This is a genomic window from Enhygromyxa salina, assembly GCF_000737335.2.
Classification (GTDB): Bacteria; Myxococcota_A; Polyangia; order Nannocystales; family Nannocystaceae; genus Plesiocystis; species Plesiocystis salina_C.
In genome coordinates this window covers 1-19084 of sequence record NZ_JMCC02000061.1, presented here as the reverse complement: position 1 = coordinate 19084, position 19084 = coordinate 1, and the positions used below count along the sequence as shown (strand labels likewise).

The 19084-nt window shown below is 67.3% G+C and carries 15 protein-coding genes and 1 tRNA gene; 4 read left to right on the top strand and 12 right to left on the bottom strand.

Annotated features, from left to right (window positions below):
- Positions 1–15: 15 nt before the first annotated feature.
- The 6 genes from DB30_RS22535 to DB30_RS22510 all read right to left on the bottom strand — a co-directional run bounded on the left by DB30_RS22535 (position 16) and on the right by DB30_RS22510 (position 7189).
- Positions 16–3501, bottom strand: coding sequence for a 4Fe-4S dicluster domain-containing protein (locus DB30_RS22535; protein ID WP_052552392.1), 3486 nt, complete (start codon positions 3499–3501; stop codon positions 16–18).
- Positions 3498–4151, bottom strand: coding sequence for a cytochrome c3 family protein (locus DB30_RS22530; protein ID WP_052552390.1), 654 nt, complete (start codon positions 4149–4151; stop codon positions 3498–3500). The genes DB30_RS22535 and DB30_RS22530 overlap by 4 nt, the downstream gene beginning before the upstream one ends.
- 317 nt (positions 4152–4468) lie before the next feature.
- Entirely contained in the window at positions 4469–4933 is a 465-nt protein-coding gene (locus DB30_RS22525; protein ID WP_146660128.1) for a c-type cytochrome, read from the bottom strand.
- The gene (locus DB30_RS22520; protein ID WP_052552386.1) at positions 4930–5628 is read right to left on the bottom strand and encodes an SCO family protein; all 699 of its coding nucleotides are present in this window, start codon (positions 5626–5628) and stop codon (positions 4930–4932) included. Before DB30_RS22520 ends, DB30_RS22525 begins: the two co-directional genes overlap by 4 nt.
- Positions 5625–6539: a heme o synthase gene (gene cyoE / locus DB30_RS22515; RefSeq protein ID WP_052552384.1), complete on the bottom strand. Its 915-nt coding sequence runs from the start codon at positions 6537–6539 to the stop codon at positions 5625–5627. The genes DB30_RS22520 and cyoE overlap by 4 nt, the downstream gene beginning before the upstream one ends.
- Complete coding sequence (locus tag DB30_RS22510) at positions 6536–7189, bottom strand: hypothetical protein (RefSeq protein ID WP_052552382.1); 654 nt, start codon at positions 7187–7189, stop codon at positions 6536–6538. Before DB30_RS22510 ends, cyoE begins: the two co-directional genes overlap by 4 nt.
- Before the next feature lie 217 nt (positions 7190–7406).
- On the opposite strand from DB30_RS22510, the gene DB30_RS22505 reads away from it, so the two are divergent.
- A complete protein-coding gene (locus tag DB30_RS22505; protein WP_052552379.1) occupies positions 7407–8279 on the top strand; it encodes an alpha/beta fold hydrolase in 873 nt (290 codons plus the stop codon).
- 127 nt (positions 8280–8406) lie between these two features.
- The gene (locus DB30_RS22500; protein WP_052552377.1) at positions 8407–9150 is read left to right on the top strand and encodes a hypothetical protein; all 744 of its coding nucleotides are present in this window, start codon (positions 8407–8409) and stop codon (positions 9148–9150) included.
- Between the two features lie 498 nt (positions 9151–9648).
- Here DB30_RS22500 and DB30_RS22495 read toward each other — a convergent pair whose 3' ends face one another.
- The 6 genes from DB30_RS22495 to DB30_RS22470 all read right to left on the bottom strand — a co-directional run bounded on the left by DB30_RS22495 (position 9649) and on the right by DB30_RS22470 (position 16976).
- Complete coding sequence (locus tag DB30_RS22495) at positions 9649–10392, bottom strand: TlpA family protein disulfide reductase (RefSeq protein ID WP_052552376.1); 744 nt, start codon at positions 10390–10392, stop codon at positions 9649–9651.
- Between the two features lie 9 nt (positions 10393–10401).
- Entirely contained in the window at positions 10402–11961 is a 1560-nt protein-coding gene (locus DB30_RS22490; RefSeq protein ID WP_052552374.1) for a DsbA family protein, read from the bottom strand.
- A 263-nt stretch (positions 11962–12224) separates the two neighbouring features.
- On the bottom strand, positions 12225–14351 hold the full coding sequence (locus tag DB30_RS22485) for a thioredoxin domain-containing protein (protein ID WP_052552373.1): 2127 nt from the start codon (positions 14349–14351) through the stop codon (positions 12225–12227).
- Between the two features lie 30 nt (positions 14352–14381).
- Entirely contained in the window at positions 14382–15857 is a 1476-nt protein-coding gene (locus DB30_RS22480) for a DsbA family protein (protein ID WP_165703898.1), read from the bottom strand.
- Between the two features lie 247 nt (positions 15858–16104).
- Entirely contained in the window at positions 16105–16701 is a 597-nt protein-coding gene (locus tag DB30_RS22475) for a hypothetical protein (RefSeq protein WP_052552366.1), read from the bottom strand.
- 202 nt (positions 16702–16903) lie between these two features.
- Positions 16904–16976, bottom strand: a tRNA-Gly gene (locus DB30_RS22470).
- 245 nt (positions 16977–17221) lie between these two features.
- Between DB30_RS22470 and DB30_RS22465 the strand changes: the two genes are divergently transcribed.
- Together DB30_RS22465 and DB30_RS22460 are read left to right on the top strand one after the other, a co-directional pair.
- Positions 17222–18217, top strand: a complete 996-nt coding sequence (locus tag DB30_RS22465; protein WP_165703897.1) for an Asd/ArgC dimerization domain-containing protein — start codon at positions 17222–17224, stop codon at positions 18215–18217.
- Between the two features lie 5 nt (positions 18218–18222).
- A partial coding sequence (locus tag DB30_RS22460; protein WP_052552362.1) for a bifunctional ornithine acetyltransferase/N-acetylglutamate synthase occupies positions 18223–19084 on the top strand: 862 nt, incomplete at its 3' end.

The following is a 19084-nucleotide window of genomic DNA, read 5'->3' as shown; positions in this document are numbered from 1 at the left end:
ACGCCTGCGCCGGGTTCACGCGAGCTTGGGGTTGGGGTTGCGCACGCGGGCCAGGTAGGTGGTCCGCGGCTTGGTCAGGAGGTCTTGGAGGACCGCGTATTCGCGCAAGGATTGCTCGCGCTCACGGTAGTCCTCGTTGCGGGTGGAGTACTTGAGCTCGGAGACCCGGCTGCCGGGGTCCGAGATGTCGCCAAAGACGATCGCCTGGGTCGGGCAGACCTGCTCGCAGGCGGTGACGACCTCGCCGTCGCGGACCTTGTCGCGCCCGTCGATGTGGGCCTCGATCTTGGCCGAGTTGATGCGCTGCACGCAGTAGCTGCACTTCTCGATGACGCCGCGGAACCGGACGGTGACGTCGGGGTTCTTCTGCATCTGCTCCGTCAGCGGGATGTACTCGTTGTAGTGGAAGAAGTTGAAGCGCCGGACCTTGTACGGGCAGTTGTTGGCGCAGTAGCGCGTCCCGATACAGCGGTTGTAGGCCATCTCGTTGAGGCCCTCGGGGCTGTGCACCGTGGCCGCGACCGGGCACACGTTCTCGCACGGCGCCGTCTCGCAGTGCTGGCAGAGCATCGGCATCACGACGGCGTCGGGGTTGTCCTCCGGGCCGGTGTAGTAGCGATCGATGCGCATCCAGTGCATCTCGCGGCCGTTGGAGACTTCTTTCTTGCCGACGACCGGGATGTTGTTCTCTGCCTGACAGGCGATCACGCACGCGTTGCACGAGATGCAGCTGTTGAGGTCGATGCTCATCGCCCACTGATGCGGGCCGTGCATGATCGGCACCGACAGCGTGGGATGGGTGGCCTGGTCGTAGCGCGACCAGGGCTCCTTGAGCCGCTCCTTGGGCATCAGGTCGCCCTTCTGCGAGAAGTTCGGATCCTTCTTGAACCCCGCAGTGTCGGTCTCGCGGTAGATCGGACGCGCGTCGTAGTTGAGGATCGGCGTGCCGGCCTCGCCGTCGGGATCGAGCAGGCCGTAGTCCTGGGTCGAGACCAGCAGGTGGTTGCCCGAGCCGCGGCTGACCTCGCCGCGCACAAACCACCGAGCCTCGTCGCGGCGCAGCGGGTTGACGTCGAAGCCGGCCTCGTCGGCGACGGTCCCGATCCCGCGGCGGCCGTAGCCGAGCGCGAGCGAGACGGTGTGATCATGCTGACCAGGGGCGATCCACGCGGGCACCGAGATGCTCGCGTCGCCGACCTTGATCGCCAGGTTGTCGCCGTTCTCGACGCCGAGCTCGCGGGCCGTGACCGCCGAGATGTACGCGCCGTTGTCCCAAGTCAGCTTGCTGATCGGGTGCGGGAGCTCCTGCATCCAACCGTTGTTGCTGAACTCGCCAGCGAGCACCTTGGGGTCGAGATGGAAGTTGATCTCGTAGGGGCCCTCTTCGACCCGGCGACCGACCATCATGTCCGCGAAGGGCTGCCACTTGTTGGGCCGCACCATCGTTGGGCTGCGGGCGATCCCAGAGACCAGGCCCTCGTGCAGCCAGCGACGCCAGACCCGATCCGACAAGGTCGCGGGGTTGCCCGTGCGCGCGCTGGCGCTGGCGATCTCCGAGTTCCAGTAGTCGCGGACCAGCTTGTCGCCTGGCTTTTCGACGCTGCTCAGCGCCCACTCACCGCTGGCCGCGTCTTGGTGCGGCACCAGCATCGAGAGGATCTCGAGGGCGCTGCGGCTGTCGTGCAGCGGTGCGATCAGCGGCTGCTGGATCGAGGTCGTGCCGTCGATCGCCTCGAGGTCGCCCCACGCTTCGAGGAAGTGCGAGAGCGGCAGGTGCCAGTGGGCGATCTGACCAGTCTCGTCGTGGTGGGTGCCGGCGTGAACGACCAGCTTGGCGCTGGCCAGCTTGTCTGCGAGGCCGAGCTTGCCGGGCGCGTCGTAGACCGGGTTGGTGCCAAGGCAGACCACGGTGTGGATCGTCTTGGCCTCGAGCCCGGCGGCCAGCGCCGTCAGATCGGCGTAGGGGACCGTGTCGAGCCGGTGGTTGAAGCGCAGCGGCCCAGGCGGGTTGGCGCTCGCGGACAGCAAGGTCGCGTTGAGCAAGTACGCGAGGCCGTGGGCCAGCGGCGGCTGACGCTCGCCGACCAGCACGCACACGCGCTCGGTCTTGGACTGGCCGATCTGATCGGCCGCGCCAGGCTGGATCCGCTTGAACAGATCTTCGGCGAGCGCAGCGACGAAGCGCTGGGTGCGAAGGTCGAACTGACCGCGCGGCCCGATCACCGAGGCGAACTGCTCGGACCCGGGCGGCAGCGCCACGCCGTGATCTTCGACCAGCGTGACGATCAGCGCCGCGAGGAAGTCGATCACATCACCGGCCGGCAGCCGCAGCCGCTCGTCGGCTTGCGCGCCCGTGCTGGTCAGGTGGGGCTCGACGACGTAGAGCCGGTTCATCCCGGCCGTGTCCTCGGGCTTGGCGAGCTTGCGCCGCTTCCCGTACTCGCGGGCCAAGCGGACGTGGTCTTGCTCGATGCCCAGGAAGTCCGAGTCCGCCGCGACGATGACCGTTGCCTCTTCCAGGCTATGGAACGCGCGCGCGCCCTCGCCCGCGACCATCTCGGCGGCGCGGATCGAGTTGATTGGATAGGTTGGGTCGTCGAGCACGACCATGGCCTTGGGATAGGTCTGGACGAAGCGCTGCTGCAGCGCGCGGAAGCTGGGCGACAAGCTGCCCGGCACCACCAACGCCACACCCTCGCCGCCAGCCCCGTGGAGCGCGGCGAACTTCTCGCTGAGCGCGGCCCAAGCGTCGCCCCAGTTGGTCGGGACTTGGGTGTCCCACTCGACGCTGAGCTCGGTGACCTCGCGGCCGTCCTCGCCGATGTAGACGTTCCAGACGCCGCTGCTCTCGATCAGCGCTTCGCACTTGGTCTTGGCCGCGTTGCCAGCGTCGATTGACTTGGTGTCCTCGAGGGTCAGCTCGCGCAGCCGCTCACACATGCCGTGGGCGACCTGCTCTTTGGCCTGGACCCCCTGGCCCGGGGCCGCGAACGCGTGGGCGCTGACGGTCTTCGAGCGCGGCGTGGTCGAGCGCTCGGGATCATAGAGGTTGAGGATCGTCGCCTGGGCCCAGACGTCTGTGGCGCCCTGCGAGCCCGAGTGCTGCGGGTTGCCCTCGATCTTGGTGGGCCGCCCGTCTTGGCTCTCGACCAGCAGACCCATGACCGTTGCCCCAACCTGCACCGCGGTGGCGTAGTAGGTGGGCACGCCCGGGATCAGATCCTCGGGGCGCTTGGCGAAGGGCATGATGTTCTGGACCGGCTTGCGCACGCAGCCAGTCGACGTGAGCCCGGCCAGCGCCGTCGAGGCGCCGAGCAGGCCCATGAACTTGCGACGCGAAGCGCCGCCTTCAACGACCAGCTCGTCGGCGCCCGGGGGGAATTCCGCCCCTGCACCCGCGCTGCCGAGCACGTTGAGCTTGGTCTTGCGACGCGCGATGCTGCTCCAGTACGTCTTGAGCGCCTGGTTGGGCTTCTTGGTCTCGCTAGGCTGGCTTGTCATCGGTGACACCCCGAGCAGTGGACCGGCGGCGAAGGCATGCGCTTGCGCTCCGGGTCCTTCTTGAAGTCGTACGCGGCCTTCTCTGGCGAGTCGTCCCAATCCATGTTGGTGACTTGGTCGAGCGGCCGAAGGTTGGGTTCAGGATTGCGGTGGCAGTCCAGGCACCAGCCCATTGACATGGGCTGCGCCTGCTCGACCACGACCATGTTGTCGACCCGACCGTGACAGGTGGCACAGCCGACGCCGGCGGCCACGTGCGGGCGGTGATCGAAGAACGCGTAGTCGGGCAGCATGTGGACGCGGACCCACGGGATCGCCTCGCCGGTCTCGAAGCTGGTGCGAACCAGCGCCAACCGAGGGCTCTCGGTCTGGACCTGCGAGTGGCAATTCATGCAGGTCTGCGTGGGCGGCACCGCGGCATGGGGCGCGCTCTCGACCGTGTTGTGGCAGTACCGACAGTCGATGCCCATGTCGCCAGCATGCAGGGCATGGCTGTACTCGACGGGCTGCTTGGGCCGGTAGCCCACGTCCGTGTACAGCGGAGACCACCAGTACCAGACGGCGAAGATGAGGAAGGCCCCAACCAACGGCGTGACGACGCCAAGGGCGAGGGGGATTTTGTTTGTCCAGCGAGGGAAGATGGCCGGCACGAGAGTTCACCTTTCACAGGCGGGCGAGGAGCAGGACTCGCTCGGGACTCCGCGGGTGAGCGGGCTGCGGTACGAGGACGATCCCCGACCACCCGAATTCGGCTGAGAAATCGCCAAAACGCTGTGATTCGCGCCCAAACGAAGCTCTCCGGGCGCGGAAACTATCAGTCGGCCGACCTGGTGGCAACCTCCCGAATAACGGGTGCAGGTAGCTATTTGCGGCCGGTCGATGGGGTTCGCAGTGCGGCAGTTCCGCATTGCAGGGCTCGAGTGGACACCCGTGCGGTGGCCGGTGGTGTGGCGAGCTCGCGGCATGTTCATGACGCGACCTCGGCCGCCGGCGTGGACCAACGGGGTGAAAAAGTCTTGATGTAGTTGGCCAACGCGGACAGATCCTCGACGCGCATGCCCTTCCAAGGCGGCATGCCACGCTCGGGCACGCCCGTCTGGATCCGCTCGATCAGCTGCTCGTGGGTTGGCAGCTCGCCGTCGGCGACGAACGAAAACTGGCCCACGCGAAAATCCAAGGGCGGGAATTTGAGGTTGCGCGCGGCCGGCCCGTCCCCTGCCCCGGCGTCGCCGTGGCAAGACACACAATGACGATTGTAGAGATCGCGTCCGGCGTTGAGCGTGGCCGGTGAGACCTCGGCGCCGCCGAGCGTCATGGGCTCGGTGAACGCGGGCGCGCCCTGGCTGCAGGCAGCCAAGATCATGGCAGGCAGCGTCAACCCCACGGTGAAGCCCGCCATGGATCCCGCTGAAGCCTGAGCTGCGCCGGTCATTCGCCCTCCTCGAGCCGAATCACCCGCAGGGTTCGGTGATAGAGCTCGGCCAGGCCGTCTTCGTCGGTCGAGTAGTAGCCGCGGATGTTGCCGTAGCGATCGACCAGCGCGAGCTTGGTCGAGTGGGCGATGTCGATCACGCCAGGCTCGCGGTCGGCCACTTGCTCGGCGTCGCCAACGGCGAGCTTGAAGCCACCGACCACGAAGTCCTCGATCGCCTGCTTGTCGCCGGTGACGAACCGCCAGTTGTCGAGGTTGGCCCCGATCGACGCCGCGTAGGCGGCCAGGACCTCGGGGGTGTCGTACTCGGGGTCAACGGTGATCGTGAGCAGCTCGACGTGCTCTTCGAGGCGCGAGCGGCTGATCTGCTCTTGGAACGAGAGCATCGCGCGGCTGATCGCCGGGCAGGTGCTTGGGCAGCGGGTGAACACGAACCCAACGACCCAGGTCTTGTCCGCCGCGAGCAGCTCGTTGCGACCGAAGGCCTCGCCGCTCGAGTCGACCAGCGTGAACGCCGGGACCTCGCCGACGACCTCGGGGGGCGGCGGACGCCGGACCAAGAGCGGGCGCATCACCGTGATCATGGTGAGGAAGAACAGGATCCCGATCACCCAGATGTGCTTGCGCAGGAACAGGATCCACGGCGCGGGCTGGTCCCACGGCTGCGCGGTGGTCGGGGTTGGCGCGCTGGTCACAGCCCGCCCCCCGAGAACCACAACAGATCGATGACCAGCGCCAGCGTCACGACCGGCAGGTAGATCAGCGAGAAGCCAAACAGCTGCCGAGCCCAGCGCAGCTCGGCCGCGTGCTCGTGGGTGGTCAGGCCCTTGATCGCGAAGCCCAGGTACACCAGGCCCGCGGCGCCGGCGATCACCATGTAGACCTCGCTGGTCACGCCGAGGGGCGTCAGCGCCAGGCTCACCGGGATCAGCAGGGCCGCCCACAAGATCGCTTGGACCTTGGCGACGGTCTCACCGCGGACGACCGGCACCACGCGGATCCCCGCGTCGGCGTAGTCTTGCTTGCGGAAGATCGAGATCGCCAGGAAGTGGGGCATCTGCCAGACCAGCAAGATCCCAAACAACACGGCGCCGGGTAGATCCAGCGAGCCCGTCACGGCCGTCCAGCCCAGCACCGGCGGCACCGCCCCCGGGACCGCGCCGATCACCAGCGCGAGCGGAGTCTTGCGCTTGAGCGGCGTGTAGACCAGCCAGTAGCTGAGCAGCGCAAACGCGGCGAGGCCGGCCGTGAGCACGTTGGTGCCGAAGCCCAGCACGAGCATCGACCCGACACCGAGCGCCGCCGCAAACACGCTCGCCCGCGCCACGCTCAAGCGGCCAGCCGCGAGCGGACGGTTGCGCGTGCGGGCCATGCTGCGATCGCCCTCGCGCTCGGCGATCATGTTGAACGCGTTGGCCGAAGCGACGGCGAGCGCCGAGCCGATCAGCGCGGCCACCCACACGATCCAGCCGCCGGACTCGCTGCTCGCAGGCGCGAGCCACAACCCACCGGCCGTCATGATCAGACACATGCGGACAATCCCGGGCTTGGTCAGCGCCAGGTAGTCCCGCGCGGGGCTGGTCTTCGGATCCGCTGGTTTGGTCACAGCTGGACCGCCTGTTGCCCTGTCCGACAGAAAGAGTCAATGGCTCGATAGGCCTCGGCACATGCGCACTCGCGCTTGTTCCGGCAGACCATGCCCCGATCTTCACAGCGCGCGTAGACCCAGCGCCCGCTCTCGCCCGCAGTGGCCGGATTTCGGGATCGATCACGCATGTCTTCACTCGCGTCGTGCTTGCCCGAGTCTGGATCGAGATACTGCTCACACGTCTGGTCGCGCTCGCGCGCGCTCAGACAGTGCTGCATCAAGATCCCAACGCCCTGCAGGCAGACGGCCGCGTTGGCGTCGTGCTGATCACACGCGCCATACCAACCCACGACCTCGTCGATGCAGCCCTCGGCGTCCAGCGTGGGGCCGCGCTCGTCCATGTTGGCGATGCCGTGCGCGACCCATCGCTCGGAGTTGGCGTAGCGCCAATAGCCGAGCACACCGACGACGACGCTGATCAGCGCGATCGCGGTGAACACGAACTTGAGGCTGTTGTCGGGCTCCGCGGCGGGGCTGCCCGACTCTAGGGAGCTGTCCACGCTCGCGGTCGAACCACCTGGCGACGGGGTGACGGCTTCGGGGTCAGCCTCGATGGGCCGTTCACGATCGTCGATGTGGGCATCCTGCCCATCATTGAGCCTCGCCACGCGCGCCGAACCTACTCGGCACTGTTGGACAGGTCAACGCGAGCGAGCCCAGAAACATTTGCGAGACTCGGCACATCTGATCGCAGTGGTATTGGCCGTTCGCGGCCCGAGCTGAGAACGTCTTGCGGGAGCGACCGGCGCCGAACATCATCGCGCGGACTTGGCTGCGACCGCGCACGGACATTGGTGGACGATCACGTCGGACCTACGCGGGCGCGTGCGCGCACCTCGGCTCGACGATCATCCCTGGTCGATGTTGATCGACGATCCCGAAGGCGGCGAGGGCCCAGCCGGGCCGGTTCGCCTCGCGGGACTGCGTGGGGGACCGAACTCGGGTGATCTCTATCTACTCGTCCATGGCCTCGGGGGTGACGCCGAGCGCCCCTACATGCGCGAGGCCGCCGCGGCGATCCGCGCTCTTGGCCACGCCAGCTTGCGAGTCTCGATGCGTGGCGCCGGCCGCAGCAGCGCGGACTTCTATCACGCGGGCCTCGCCTCGGACCTCGAGCGCGTGCTCGCAGACCCCGCGCTCGCCGGCTACGCGCGCGTGTTCGTGCTTGGCTTCTCGCTGGGTGGGCACGTCAGCATTCAGCTCGGACTGCGAGCTACACGCGATCCGCGGATCGCCGCGGTCGTTGCGATCTGTGCGCCACTCGACCTCGCGCGAACCGTGGAGCTGATCGACCAGCCGCGCGCGTGGATCTACCGCCGGCACGTGCTCGATGGCTTGGCCAAGATCCACGTCAAGGTCCACGGCCGCAGCCCGCGGTTTCGCTCGATCCGCCAGTGGGACATGACCACGGTGGTCCCACGCTACGGCTTCGACAGCGTCGAGCACTACTGGCGCTCACAGAGCGCGGGTCCGCAGCTGCGCGAGGTCGGCGTGCCCCTGCTGTTCGTCGCGACCACGGGTGACCCGATGGTCCCGGCCGAGACGCTGCGTCCGTACCTCGCGCGCGCGGGCGCCGGAGTCGACGTGCGATGGGCCCGCCGCGGCGGCCACGTGGGGTTCCCGGCCAACATGGATCTCGGGTTGCCGGGCGAGCTCGGGCTGTTCAACCAGGTTCTGACCTGGTGCAGCAGCGTCTAGCGCGAGGTCCAAGAAGGCGTCCGCAAGCGGGCGAGAAGCCCTCGCCCGAGCTGAAAATAATTCCGTGGCGGTCTAGGATATGGGTGGCGCACGCGTGCCGTGTGCCGCCTAGCTTGGCGAGACTTCCATGATGTTCAAACGCTCGATCCCTCTCCTGCTTCTGTTCACTGCGTGTGCCGGGGGCGAAAGCGAAGAGTCCCCATCCAGCTTCAGCGCCAGCTTCACCGCCAGCATGGGCGGTGACGGTGACGGTGACGGTGACGGTGACGACGATCCAGGTGACGGCGACGCCGACACCACCCCGGGCGACGGCGACACGGGTGACGGCGACGCCGACACCACCCCGGGCGATGGCGACGGCGACTCGGGCGACGGCGACGGCGAGCCCGAAGACCCCTGCGTCCTCAAGTGCGACGGCAAGATCGACAGCACCCCCAACACCTGCGACGGGCCCTACTTCATCGGCCGGACCGCGGCCAAGGGTGGGTTCTTCTTCGGCGGCAACACGGGGTCCGCGACCGACGATGAGAACGGCGCCTGCGGTCCCGTCGACATCCCGGTCAACCTGGATCAGGGCCCCGATCACTTCTTCAGGATCTGGCTGGTCCAGGGCGACACGATCACCGTCACCCAAAACCCCAACAACTGGGTCGCGCGCCTGAAGATCCACGACGAGGCCGAGTGTGTCGGCAACGCCAAGGTCTGCAGCGAGACCCCCGATCCCGCGACGATCGAGTACGAGGCGCTCAAGACCGACTGGTTCACGATCGTCGCCGACGGCCGCAACCTCGCGCTTGGTGACGCGGGCGACTACACGCTCATGGTCGATCTCGAGGTCGGCCCCAACCTCGACGAGTGCTCCTGCTTGTAATTTTTTACCCCCACAGGCGCCTTCGCACTTCGCAGGTCACTCGCTTCGCTCGCTCCCAACGGGCTGGCTGTTTGCAGGCGTATGTGTGGCCCCCTGGAAGGGGGCTCTCGTCTGACCATCTACAACCACCGGACGGCGCTCCATCTTCTCTTCTGGTTCGCGGACCAGCGAACCAGGATCGACACGTGGTTGGAGCGTCGTCCGGTGGTCAGACGAGAGCCCCCTCCTAGGCCTGGGCTCTCGTCTGACCAGCGAACCAGGATCGACACGTGGTTGGAGCGTCGTCCGGTCGTTGTAGATGGCGCTCCATCCTCTCTTCTGGTTTGCGGACCAGCGAACCAGGATCGACACGTTGTTGGAGCGCCATCCGGTGGCTACAGGTGGCCAGACGAGAGCCCCCTCCTAGGGGGCCACACATACGCCCGCAAACAGCTAGCCCGTTGGGAGCGAGCGAAGCGAGTGACCTGCGAAGTGCGAAGGCGCCTGTGGGGGTAAAAACTACACCTTTGATTCAACGCAGCGGACGGCTTTGGCCTTGCCCCACTCGCGCACGTTGATGAAGACCGCCTCGAACTCGCCCTGCGCGTTGACAAAGTAGGTGTCGGGGATCTTCTCGCTGCCGAACAGCTTGTAGGCCTCGGGATCCTTGGCCCGCAAGACCCGGACCGCCGACTCGCGCAGGCCCATGCGCTCGAGGTAGGGGCCGACTAACGCGGGGTCCTGATCGACGCTGATAGCGATCACGGCCACGTCATCGCGCTCGGCCATGCGTGAGCCGAGCATGTCGAGGTCCGGCCACTCGCGGGTGCACGGCTCGCACCAGGTCGCCCAGAAATTCACGACAAGAAACTTGCCGCGAAAATCGTCGAGCGAGACCGGGGTGCCGTCGAGCTCCTCGAGCTCGATCGCCGGGATCGCCCCTGACTTGGGCGTTGGTGTCAGCGGGCGGCAGGCTGCGCCCAGCTGGGCCTCGACGGCGGGGACCAGGGCCTGGGCAAACCCAAACACCAGCAGGCCGCCGACGAGCACGAAGGTGAGCGTGGCCGCGATCCCGAGCGGATCGACGCCGCGGGTCGCCTTCGCCTTGCGCAAGTCCGGGGCGGGGATCAGCACGCGCGGTTGCCCACCCGTGGCGGGCGGCTCCGTCTGCGGCTCCGCAGGCTCGCCCGTCGCCAAGTCGGGCGCCCGACTTGGCGCCAAATCGGGCGCCGCCTTGGCTTCGCTGGGTGTGTCGCTGGTCAAGCGCGCACCTCAGTCCACCGTGGTCTTCGCGGCGGCCATCAGCTTGCCGTACACCTCGCTGGGTGCGGTGCCGTTGGCGACCATCTGCTTGGCCTCAGCGAGGTGCTCTTGGAACAGCGCCTCGAACGCCTGGTAGCCCAGCGCGCCCGAGACATAGCGACCGTTGATGAAGAACGCCGGGGTGCCGTTGACACCAAAGCGATCGGCGAGCTGCTGATCCTCGAGCAGCTGCTTGTTGATCAGCTCGCTGTCGAAGTCGGCCTTGAACTGCTCGAGGTCGAGGCCGAGCTCTTCGGCGACCTTCTCGAACTGCTGCATCGAGGTCAGCTGGCGCAAGAACAGCTTTTCGTGCATCTCCCAGAACTTGCCCTGCTGGGCGGCCGCGAGCGCGGCCTTGCTGGCCTCGCGGGCCTTCGGGTGCAGCGAGGTCAGCGGCCGCTGGATGTACACCAAGCGGACTTCGTCGGGGTGGGCCTCGAGCAGACGATCGAGGTCGGTCTTGACCTTCGAGCAGTACGGGCAGTGGTAGTCCGCGAGCTCGACGACGGTCACCAAGGCGGTGTGGGGGCCTTTGACGGGCCGCCCCTCGATGGGGATCTTGTAGACCGAGGTATCGTCCGGCTCGCCGGCCCGACGCTCACGCTTGGCCTTGGGCGGACCCGTGGGCGCGCCGACCTGGTGCTCGAGCGCGTCCTTCATGAGGTGGGCGTAGAGCTCGCCGCGCGGGACGCCGTCATCGACGACCTCTTTGGCGTAGTCGAGCTCGGCCTCGATGATCTTCTTCCAGTCGATCGCGCTGCGCTTGCCCCGGTACAGGTGACCGTTGACGAAGAACGCCGGGGTCCCGGTCACGCCGACCTTCGAGCCGGCGAGCATGTCCGAGTCGACCGCGGCCTTGGCCTCCGGGGACTCCATGTCCTGGCCAAACTTGCTGGCGTCCAGGCCACGCTCTTTGACCCACTCGGGGACCTGCTCGATCGAAGCCTTGGCCTCGAACAAGCGATCGTGGAACACCCAAAAGTCGCCCTGCTGGTGGGCAGCCCACGAGGTGTAGGCGGCCGGCGCCGCGGCCCGGTGCCCCGGCAGCGGGTAGTGCTTGAAGATCAAGCGGACGTCGCCCTCGTAGCCAGACATCGCGTCGGCGAGCGGCTCGACCGACTGCGCGCAGTAGGGGCACTGGTAGTCGGCGAACTCGATGATCGTCACCAGCGCGTCGTCGGGGCCCTGCTGCGGCTCGTCGCCGCGTAGCTCGACGTGGTAGCGATCGCCAGTCTCGGGCACCGGCTTGTCGCCGAACTTGACCCGCACCCACTGCCCAACGAAGTAGCCGAGCACCAAGGTCGCGAGGAACCCAAGCACGAACACCAGGTTGCCAAGCAACTTGCTGCGCTTGTCCCCCGCCCCGCCAGCCGTGTCCGACTTGGCGGGCTTGGCCGCGGCGACCTCGGGCTCGTCGTCGGCCGCATCCTTTCGCTCGAGCAGCGAGGACTCCTCGATCGTCTGGTCCGGCTGGTCGTCAGTGTCGGGCGCGGTGTCGGGCTCGTTCTCTTGCTTGTCGTCTTCGGACATCTGTGACTCCGAGTGCTCAGCTGGGCGGTGGCCCAGGGTCGCGGAAGCTTACTGTCTGGTTTTTTTCTCGCACGTGGTGCGACCCATGGACACGAAAATTGCGTCCACAGTCCCCGCTGAGGGGGCCACACATGCAGGTGAATGAGGAGGTCATGGATGGATCCAGCCCTGGCGAGCCGGGCTCACGCGCGCGTGTCGTGAGCCAGGCTCGCCAGGACCGCACCGGACCCGCGAGAGGCCAGCCCGGTGGGTCATGGGGAGGGCTAGCCCTCCTTCTCGGCCTTGTCCTTGGCCACCTTGGCGGGCTTCTCCGCCTTCTCGTCCTTCGCGGCGCCCTCGGCCGGCTTGTCGCCGGCCTTGGCCGCGGCCTCGAAGCCACCGGCGAGCTCCTCATCAAACGCCGTCGCCGCCATCTGCAGCGGCACGGCGCCCCGCATCGAGCGACCGTTGATGAAGAAGTTCGGGGTGCCGGACACGCCGTGCTTCGAGCACAGCGCCTTGTCGTCAACGATCTTCTGCTTGGTCGCCTCGGAGTTCCAGTCGGTCATGAACTTGTCAACGTCAAGCCCGAGCTGAGCGGCCATCGCCTTGAAGTCGCCCTCGGTCCGCTTGGTGCGGTCCGCGAACAGCAGGTCGTGCATCTCGAAGAACTTGCCCTGGTTGCCGGCCGCGATCGCGGCGCGGTGCGCTGCCTCGGCGGTCTTGTGCATCGGCAGCGGGAAGTTGGCGAAGTAGAACGCCGTGACGTCCTTGTACTTCGGATCCTCGAACACGGCCTTGACCAGCTCGGCGCCGCGCGTGCAGTACGGGCAGTCGAAGTCCGAGCACTCGACCAAGGTCAGCTTCGGATTCTTGAGGTTGCCCTTGCCCGCGAGCGTGGACACGTCGATGTCACGCCGGATGTGATCGGCGATCGGGGGCGGCTTGACCTCGGTCTCCCAGCCCTTCGACATCTCCTCGTAGAGCTGCTCGGGCTCGACCTTGTTGGCCTCCATGTACGCCTTGGCCTTGGCCAGCTCCTCGCTGACCACGGCGTCAAACGCCTCGAAGGGCTGCGCGCCAGACAGCGGGCGGCCGTTGACGAAGAACGCCGGGGTCCCGCCAGCGCCGAACTGCATCGCAATCTTCTGATCGCCAGCGATCAGCTCGGCGATCGCCGGGCTCTTGCGGTCGGCGTTGAACTTGTCGATGTCCAGACCGAGCTGCTTGGCCATCTCGATGTAGGCCGCGTCGTTGAGGCCGCGGGTCTCGGCCTTGGCGAACAGCGCGTCGTGCATCTCCCAGAACTTGCCCTGCTGATGCGCAGCCAGAGCGGCGCTCGCGGCCGGGCCCGCCTCTTTGTGCATCGGCAGCGGCTGCTGACGGAACACGACGCGCACGTCGGCGCCGTACTTCTCCTCGATCTGCTTGAGGGTTGGCAGCACCTTGCGGCAGTACGGGCACTCGAAGTCCGAGTACTCGATGATCGTCACGAGCGCGCCGGCCTCACCCTTCGCCGGGCGGTCGTCGACCGGCACGGCGTAGTTCTTGGCGGGATCGGGCTTGCCGGGGCGCGCCTGCTGCTGCTGCTTGCCCTTGGCCGCGGCGTTCGCGGGCCGCTCGGGGGCGGCGCGCTCGGCCTTGGCGGCCTTCATGATCCGGGCGTAGATCTCACTCTTCTTGGAGCCGGCGTCGAGCAGCGCCTGGGCCATCACCTTCTCGGCCTCGATCATCTCTTTGAGCTGCTCGGGGCTCTTGGTCCCGCGCTCGGGCCGACCGTTGATGAAGAAGCTCGGGGTCGAGCCGACGCCAAACTTCTTGCCCTGCTCCATCTCGGCGTCGACCTTCGCGCCGAAGGTGTGACCGGTGAGATCGGCCTTGAACTTGGCCATGTCCGGCACGCCGACCTGCTCGGCGTAGCGGATCAGATCATCGTCGCTGAGCTGCCGCGCGTTCTCGAAGATCAGATCGTGCAGCTCCCAGCCCTTGCCCTGGGCGTGGGCGGCGAGCACCGCCTCGGACGCGGGCTTGGCCCGGTCGTGCATCGGCAGCGGGAACTGCTTGAACACCACGCGCACGTCGTCGGGGTACTCCTCGGAGATCTGCTTGAGCGAGTTGGCCAAGCGCGAGCAGTACGGGCACTGGAAGTCCGAGTACTCGACGATCGTCACCAGCGCGCCATCGGGCGCGCCGTGCCACAGGTCATCCTTCTCGTAGGTGATCTGGTAGCGATCGCCGGTGACCTTGTCGTTCATCGAGGCGTCAACCTCGTCCATGGTCACGAAGGTGCCGGTGCCAGCTTGAGCGGCCCCAGACTTGGGTGGCGGAGCCACGCAGCCAGTGGTCGCGGTCGCGCCAAGTCCGAACAGGAGCCCGGCGGCGATGAGGGTTTGAAGTGCAAAACGCTTCATGATGTTTGTCCTTGTCTGGTGATCAGTCGATCAGGGTTGGCCAGCGTCGGTGGCTGGCGCGGGTCGTGGAACTGGTTCTTGATCGGGGTTTGGCTCGGGGTTCGGGGTCGCTTCGTGTGCTGCGACCGCGAGCTGAGCGTTGGGAAATTGATCGGGCGTGAGCGCCCCTTGCATGAGCGCGGCGTGAAGCTTGGCCCGGGGGGTGCCCCCCGCCTCGAGCTGCTTGGCGCGCGCGAGCTCTTCGTCAACCATCTCGGTGTACGTGGCCGCGCTGCGGGCCCCGTCGATGTAGCGACCGTTGACGAAGAAGCCTGGCGTCCCCTGGATCCCGAGGCGACGGGCAAGCAGCACGTCGCTGGCGAGCTTGTCGCCGACCTCGCGGGTCTGGAAGTCGCGCTTGAACCGTTCGATGTCGAGGCCGAGCTTTTCAGCCTCTTCAACGAAGGTCGAGAACCCCAGGCCGCCGATGTCCTCGGCGAACAGGCGCGCATGAAACTCGCCGAACTTGCCCTGCTCCCCCGCCGTGATCGCGGCCCGGGCTGCCGCTGCTGCGGCCGGGTGGATCTCGAGGGGCAGGTGGCGGATCTCGACGCGCACGTCGTCGGGGTACTGCTCGCGCAGCGCGGGCAGCACCTCGTTGTGGGCCTTGCGGCAGTAGGGGCACTGGTAGTCGACGAACTCGACAACGACCACCGGCGCGTCCGCGGGCCCAAACCCCGCGGCCCCGGTCGGGACCGCGTAGCGGGCTTTGACGCTGGGGCCCGCGAGCTGGGCGGGATCCGCTGCCTCCGCGGCGGCGTTGCGCTCACCTTGCAGGCGCTTGGCCTCGTCGTTGTCGTCAACGCGACCGCGCTTGGCGGTTCGCATGAATTCCTCGTAGATGTCAGCGCGCTTGATGCCGTCTTGCATCATCTTGCGGGCGCTGGCGATCTCGCGGTCAATGAGCGCGTGCCAGCCGGCTTCGTCTTTGAAGCCAAGCACGAACAGGCCGTTCGCAAACGCGGCGGGCAGCGGGCTCAAGCCCAAGGCCGCGGCCTGTCGTCGATCTCGGACCCGCGGCGACGCGTAGCGGCCGGTGTCGAGATCATCCATGAATTGCGGCACGTCGAGGCCGATCGCCTCGGCGTGCTTGCGCAGGATCGGGCGCGAGAAGTCGTCCGGGTACGAGAACAAGCGCCAGTGCATGTCCCAGAACTTGCCCTGGCCCCCGGCCGCGAACGCGGCCTCGGCCGCCCGCTCGCCATGCGCGAACCCAGGCACGGTGCCCGCGCGGTAGACCACGCGAAGATCCTCGCCGTAGTCCTCGACCAGGTGCTTCATGACTTGCCAAGAGCGCCCACACGGCGCGCAGGCGTAGTCGCTCCACACGACGATCGTCACGAGGGGTTGATCGCCGCCGATCGCATAGTCGTCCTCGCCGGTTTGCACGACGAAGCGGCGTAGATCGATGTCGACCGCCGCCTGCTGTTGATCCGGCTTGGCCGGGCACGCGACCAGTGGGCCCATGAGGGCGAGCAGGAGGCCTGCCCGCACCATGCGTGTCCGCCCCGTCGAAGCAGGCTCGAGTGAGAATGTCATTGTGGTTCCGCTATCGTTGGTTCTGGGGTGGCCCGGTCGTGTCGACCGGGCGCTCACACCGATTCGCGGTCGAGACAGACTCGACCTACCGCTCGCCGGATCGGCGCCCTGGTTCCGTTTTTGGCCCTGATATCGAGCGAGCGCTCGATCAGGCGGGGGCGTCGATGACGAGTGATCAGTGACCCAGAATCCGAGGCGGCGGAACGGGGGGTTGGAGATCGCGCGAGCTTGGGTGACGCACGTTGGCGTGGCGCCCGAGCCGACGGCTGCCGGCGCCGCCAAGACCAAGGCCGGACCAGATCGACTGCGCGCTCGAAGAGCTCGAAGCCAACTTGGGGGCCGGGGCCGGTGGGGTACCGGTGTTCATATTGCCGCACTCGCCGCTCTGGGCCGAGCACGACTCTTGCGACCAAATATCCGTGAGCAGCTCCGTGCAGGCCTGCTCGCTCATGTTCGAGCTCTGCAGCTCGACGGCGCGCAGCAAGGTCATGATGAAGGGCTCGTCGATCCGCGGCTCCATGTGGGCGAGCTTGTCGCCGCAATCGATGGTCTCGACTTGGGGATCCGCGCCGCATTCTCCACCGTCATCCTCACTCACGAGGATGGGGAGCGCGGGGCGCATGGACGCCGAATGACTGGGCGCCGCGGCGCTGGATGGCTTGGCGGCCTGGGCACTCGCGCGCGGGAACACCAGCGAGACGAGGATCAGGGCGGCCCCGAGCACTCGCAACGCGATGGCCAACACGGGCCGCTTGTCGACGCCACTACGCACCTTCGCTGGTGAGGCTATCCGCGCTCGCGTGGCCGCGCAAGCACCCGCGGCCGACCAACATGACAGTCGGGGCTCGCTTGGCACACGACGCCGATCCCGCCAAGATCACCTTCGTCTGCGCAGGTGTTGGACCCAACGCAAAAATCACGGCCGTCGAGCCACTCCAAAACCAACAAAAAAGCCCGGTTGGAACCGGGCTTCGAGCGGGAGACGAGATTCGAACTCGCGACTTCAACCTTGGCAAGGTTGCGCTCTACCAACTGAGCTACTCCCGCTTGGGGTGCGGACTCTACCCGAGCGCATCCGCGAGTCAAGCCTCAAAAGTCGCTCCGATACCGACCCAACTCACGTGCTGAGACCGTCCGCTGTCCGCGGTGAATCAGCGAGCAGAGAAGTGCTCGCCCGAGCCAAACATCGCCCCGGGTCCGCGCGCATCAGCGCTCGCATCGCATGCAATTATGCTGCATGCGTACGCCAAGTCTTGCGGCGGGGCCAACTCCTGCGCTAGATGGCCGCTATCGTGGCAGACCAGCACTTCAAGGTTGGCATCATCGGCGCCTCTGGCTACGCGGGCCAGGTACTTCATGCGCTCGTCATGCAGCATCCATGCATGGAGGCCGTGGTCCCCGACGCCCGGACGCCGTCCGATCTCGAAGTGCGTGGGCGCGAGCAGCTGGCTGCGTGTGACGTGGTCGCGCTCGCGCTTCCTGGGGAGCCCGCGCGGCTGTGGACCGACGCGCTGTTCGGACTTGGCGTGAACAAGATCCTGGATCTCTCGGACGCGCGCCGCCGCGATCCCGACGCCCACTATGGACTGCCCGAGCTGTTTGGTGGACCGCCCGAGGGCGCCCGCGTGGTCGCCAACCCTGGCTGCTATCCAACCGCCACCCTGCTCGGCTTGCGACCGCTGCTTCAGCGCGAGCTGATCAACCCCACGCCGATCGCCGTGCTGGGGACCAGCGGTGCGTCCGGGGCCGGCAAGGGGCTGGCGGACCACCTGCACTTCTGCAACCTCGCCGGCAACAGCTTTCCTTATAAGGTTGGCGAGCACCGCCACGTGCCGGAGATCGAGCACCACCTTGGCGGCGGCGCGGCGATCAGCTTCGTGACGCAGCTGCTGCCGATCATCCGGGGCATGATCGTGACCAGCTTCGTCGTGCCCCGCGCTTCGCCAGCGCAGCTGCGCGACGCGCTGGTCCAGCACTACGCCGCGCACCCATGGGTGAGCGTGCTCGAGCAGCCGGATCAGGGGCTTGGGCTTGGCCACGTGGTCGGCACCCATCAAGCGTTGTTGGCGGTCGGCCCGGTCGAGCGCAGCGGCTTGGTTCCCGTGTTTGCGAGCATCGACAATTTGATGCGGGGCGCCGCCAGCCAGGCGCTGTGCAACCTCAACCTCTGGCTTGGGCTCGCGCCTGGCCTGGGCCTGCCTGCGCCGCGCGTGGGCTTGCCTGCTGGGGTCGCGCCCGCGTTCTCTACTCTGACTTCATCGGCTTCATCGGCTTCGACCAACGGGTAACGATCATGAGCGACAACAGCATGTTCAGCGTCTCGACCTCTCTCGACGGGCAGCTCTCGCTGCCGGCCGGCTTTCAATTTGCGGGCGTCCACGCCGGGATCAAGCGCTCGCGCAAAGACGTTGGCCTGATCCGCTGCACGAGCCCGGCCGGCGCTTCCGCGGCTGGCGTGTTCACCCGCAACCTGGTCCGCGCGGCCTGTGTGGATCGCTGCGCGAGCCTGCTGCCCGCTGCCGGCGTGCGGGCGGTGCTGGTCAACAGCGGCAACGCCAACGCGATGACCGGCGCCGCTGGGGTCGCCGCCAACGTGGCCATGGCCGAGGCCGCCGCCGGACCGCTCGAGGCCCCGGTGTCTGCGATCCTCACCTGTTCGACCGGGGTGATCGGCGTGCCGCTCGACCCGAAAAAATTCGTGGGGGCGATGCCGTTGTTGGGCACCAACCTTGGCGAGGATCCGCGCGGGTTCGCAACCGCGATCCTGACAACGGACACGATGACCAAGGTCGCCCACGGAACGCTCGCGCTGACGGGCAGCGGCGCGCAGAGCCAGACGGTGCGGATCTTTGGGGTCGCCAAGGGATCGGGGATGATCCACCCAAACATGGCGACCACCCTGGGGTTCGTGTGCACCGACGCCGCGATCGCCCCGGAGCTGCTGCACGAGCTGCTGCGCGAGGCGATCGAGCCAACCTTCAACGCGATCACCGTTGACGGCGACACATCGACCAACGACACCGTGCTGGCGCTCGCCAGCGGCGAGGCAGGGGTGGTCATCAACCCGGACGATCAACCGGCCCGCGCCGCGTTTGCGGCGGCGCTGCTGGCCGTGCTGCGCTCGCTCGCCGATCAGGTCGCCCGCGACGGGGAGG

Bases quoted from the DNA above. Each gene is read 5' to 3' on its own strand.
- DB30_RS22485 (WP_052552373.1), bottom strand. From the start codon at position 14,351: ATGAAGCGTTTTGCACTTCAAACCCTCATCGCCGCCGGGCTCCTGTTC.
- DB30_RS22500 (WP_052552377.1), top strand. From the start codon at position 8,407: ATGATGTTCAAACGCTCGATCCCTCTCCTGCTTCTGTTCACTGCGTGT.
- DB30_RS22490 (WP_052552374.1), bottom strand. From the start codon at position 11,961: ATGTCCGAAGACGACAAGCAAGAGAACGAGCCCGACACCGCGCCCGAC.
- DB30_RS22535 (WP_052552392.1), bottom strand. From the start codon at position 3,501: ATGACAAGCCAGCCTAGCGAGACCAAGAAGCCCAACCAGGCGCTCAAG.
- DB30_RS22525 (WP_146660128.1), bottom strand. From the start codon at position 4,933: ATGACCGGCGCAGCTCAGGCTTCAGCGGGATCCATGGCGGGCTTCACC.
- DB30_RS22480 (WP_165703898.1), bottom strand. From the start codon at position 15,857: ATGGGCCCACTGGTCGCGTGCCCGGCCAAGCCGGATCAACAGCAGGCG.